The 3,098-nt window shown below is 41.2% G+C and carries 3 protein-coding genes; 2 read left to right on the top strand and 1 reads right to left on the bottom strand.

The window, feature by feature from the left end; translation table 11 throughout:
- Window positions 1-404 precede the first annotated feature (404 nt).
- Window positions 405-731 carry a hypothetical protein gene (locus VB732_RS35695; RefSeq protein ID WP_190947366.1) on the bottom strand — a complete coding sequence of 109 codons (327 nt, stop codon included), beginning with the start codon at window positions 729-731 and terminating at the stop codon, window positions 405-407.
- A 132-nt stretch (window positions 732-863) separates the two neighbouring features.
- Between VB732_RS35695 and VB732_RS35690 the strand changes: the two genes are divergently transcribed.
- Window positions 864-1,145 (top strand): hypothetical protein, encoded by a 282-nt coding sequence (locus tag VB732_RS35690; protein WP_323235517.1) that lies wholly within the window; start codon window positions 864-866, stop codon window positions 1,143-1,145.
- Window positions 1,146-1,689: 544 nt separating this feature from the next.
- A partial coding sequence (locus VB732_RS35685; protein ID WP_323235516.1) for a reverse transcriptase domain-containing protein occupies window positions 1,690-3,098 on the top strand: 1,409 nt, incomplete at its 3' end.

The following is a 3,098-nucleotide window of genomic DNA, read 5'->3' as shown; positions in this document are numbered from 1 at the left end:
GGGAAAATTAGCTGTGAGTGTCGAGTCAATCCAGTAAGAAATGTGCTTTCCTGATATATTAGGCATATTTTTCCCTTGATAGTGTTCGATAAATCCAATTCTTTGATTACAGAGTTAGCCTTCAAAATAAAGGTCAGACTGTAATAATTAGTTTTGCTTGCTTAATCCGCAATTTTTTTTACTTCAATAAGGAATAATGTGCCACTTTATTTTTCAACTTTGATTTATACGAATACTTTTCAGATTTATCTTTAAAGTAAACGTTTTTTGATATAAAATAAAACTATCTTACGGATAAGCTTGCTTGAAAAATTAGAAGAGATATATCAGCCATCAGACAGATAATAAAAAATAAATAGTTATGTGAAAGCAAGGGCTAGAAGCAGGTTTTCTTTACTGCTGATTTAGGATTGTGGAAATATTCTTATCAATTGTAGTAATATAGCTTCTAAGCTATTTAGCGCAGCGTTAGTAGTTCTTTGATGTTCATCAAAATGACGCTGATGTTCTTCAAAATTCCTTTGTTGCTGTTCCTGACTATCACGTAATTCAAGTAACACATCATCTAAAACTGCACTACGGCTTAATACACGGTCAACATTATTTGTTAAATCATTTACATTATCAGTCAAATTATCAATCTTAGTGGTTAGTGCTGCTATAGCTTCAGTATTCCTAATAGCCAATACTTCAATACGGTCTAGTCTATTTGGTGCTTCAAAATCAGACATAAGTATTTATTCCTTATTTTTAATAAACAAATAAAAGTATGAACTAGTGTACATTCACTGGTGAACCTGATTCCACTAATATAGGTCAATTTTAACTAAATAGAATACTTCTAGTAGTCTGCCAACCCAAAAATGCCAAGTTCACTTGGCGAACTACTAGTAACTCTACTAGATCCACTACCGCAAGAAAAGTTAAGGAAAATCCCGCGAGGTCTTATGAACTTAAGCATTCAACAGATTGTGCCGGAGGACGTTGCATTAATGGAAGCTCTATTAGCAACCTTTGGTGAGGCGTTCGATCAGGTGGAGACTTATGGAAATCCCCCTAGCGCAGACTACCTGCGGCAACTGCTCGATAGTGACTACTTCATTGCGATCGCCGCATTGAAAGAAGGTGTGCGATTCGTTGCTTAGTGAATCACGGTAATCAGCCCGTACATAACTAAGCCAGCCCGACAGCAGATTACTGTCATCAAAGACTGAACTCTCGGTCTGATGTAGGTGTAAGCCCTACCATTCAGACTCAGAATTGACTCCTTACCTGCCCACACTGAGTAGACTCGGTTTCTACAGGGTGAAGCTGGGAACAGGGTGCAATCAGACGACCGTTGTGGGTTGACACTGGCGCTAACAGGGAGTTCCTAATGATGAAACAGAGCCTAGAAAAGCAACCTATGATAGGGCAGGGCACAACGAAAAACCCCCTGACCCCGCTAGAGATACATTCCCGCCGTAATTACCTTCAAAAAAGGCAAAGAGTCCAGGGAATCTAGCGGTTGAATTGGCTACATCTAACGGAACAATCAATCTCACCGAGGGAACGAATAAAAACGAGTTGTGGGTCTAGGGGCTTTCGTCCCCCAAGTAGCCCAGACGAGCGGAGGAATCCCCACAACTCGGGTAGGACAGACCGTAATTGGTCTGAGGTGTTCAGAAAATACAAACTCTAGAAGAGAAAATGATTAGACACAGTTACAAAACTAGTGAATCTTGGAAAGCCCTACCGTGGAAGAAATTCCGCCGAAATCTTTTCCGCCTTCAAAAGCGCGTATTCAAAGCTGTTCAAGTTGGAAACAAGCGAAAAGCTAGGTCACTCCAAAAGCTTATTCTTAAATCCACCTCGGCTCGATTTCTTGCAATTAGACTTGTATCTCAGCTAAATGCTGGTAAGAAGACGGCAGGTATTGATGGTAAGAAATCCCTCTCATTTGAAGACCGCTTCAACCTTGAAGAACTACTGAAAATGAATAGTGGAAATTGGAAACATCAAGGATTACGGCAAATCCCCATCCCTAAAAAGGACGGGACTACCAGAATGCTTAAAATACCTACCATCGCGGATAGGTCTTGGCAATGCCTAGCAAAATATGCACTCGAACCAGCACACGAAGCCACCTTCCACGCCAGGAGTTACGGGTTCAGAACTGGGCGCTCTGCCCACGATGCACAAAAGTACATCTTTGATAACCTCAAATCTCAAAGCAACGGAATAGAAAAACGAGTTATAGAACTCGATATCGAAAAGTGCTTCGACAGGATTAACCACTCAGCAATAATGGATGAACTCATCGCCCCCAAAGGCTTAAAACTCGGAATATTCCGATGTTTAAAATCAGGAGTTAACCCAGAATTTCCTGAACAAGGAACCCCGCAAGGCGGAGTGGTCAGCCCATTACTAGCAAATATTGCACTCAACGGGATTGAGAGTATACATAGATACCATGTGAATCGAAGACTCAGAATCACTGCCAAAACCGCAGCACGTGACATTATCGAGCCATCAATCCGATACGCAGATGACATGGTTATTTTACTCCGACCCGAAGATAACGCGATAGAAATACTCGAAAGAATCAGCGAGTTCCTCCGCAAACGCGGAATGAATGTAAGCCAAAAGAAAACCAAAGTTACCGCCGCGACAGATGGGTTTAATTTCCTCGGCTGGCACTTCAAAGTCCAGAAAAACGGAAAGTTCAGAAGCACCCCCTCAATGGATAACTTCAAAGCTTTTCGTAAGAAAGTAAAACACATTGTCAACAACTCGAATTATGGTGCTACCTCAAAGGCTATGAAATTAGCCCCAGTAGTTAGAGGTTGGAGAAATTACCATAAGTTCTGCAAGATGAACGGGAGTAAAAACTCGTTATACCACATCCAAAAAAGAGCTTACACGGTATTTAACAAGGAAACCAAGCAAAACCGCTACTCTAGCAAGAAATTACTAGATAAAGCATTCCCAGCAGTTCCCTACTCCGAAAATAAACACGTCACGGTTAAAGGAACAAAATCCCCCTATGACGGAGATACAGCCTATTGGAGCGAACGTAACAGTAAGCTCTATGACGGCGAAACTTCTTTTGCTCTTAA

Source organism: Nostoc sp. UHCC 0252 (genome assembly GCF_034931145.1).
Classification (GTDB): Bacteria; Cyanobacteriota; Cyanobacteriia; order Cyanobacteriales; family Nostocaceae; genus Nostoc.
The sequence above is the reverse complement of the archived record's forward strand: the minus strand, read 5'-3'. Positions and strand labels throughout refer to the sequence as shown.

Bases quoted from the DNA above. Each gene is read 5' to 3' on its own strand.
- VB732_RS35690 (WP_323235517.1), top strand. From the start codon at position 864: ATGCCAAGTTCACTTGGCGAACTACTAGTAACTCTACTAGATCCACTA.
- VB732_RS35695 (WP_190947366.1), bottom strand. From the start codon at position 731: ATGTCTGATTTTGAAGCACCAAATAGACTAGACCGTATTGAAGTATTG.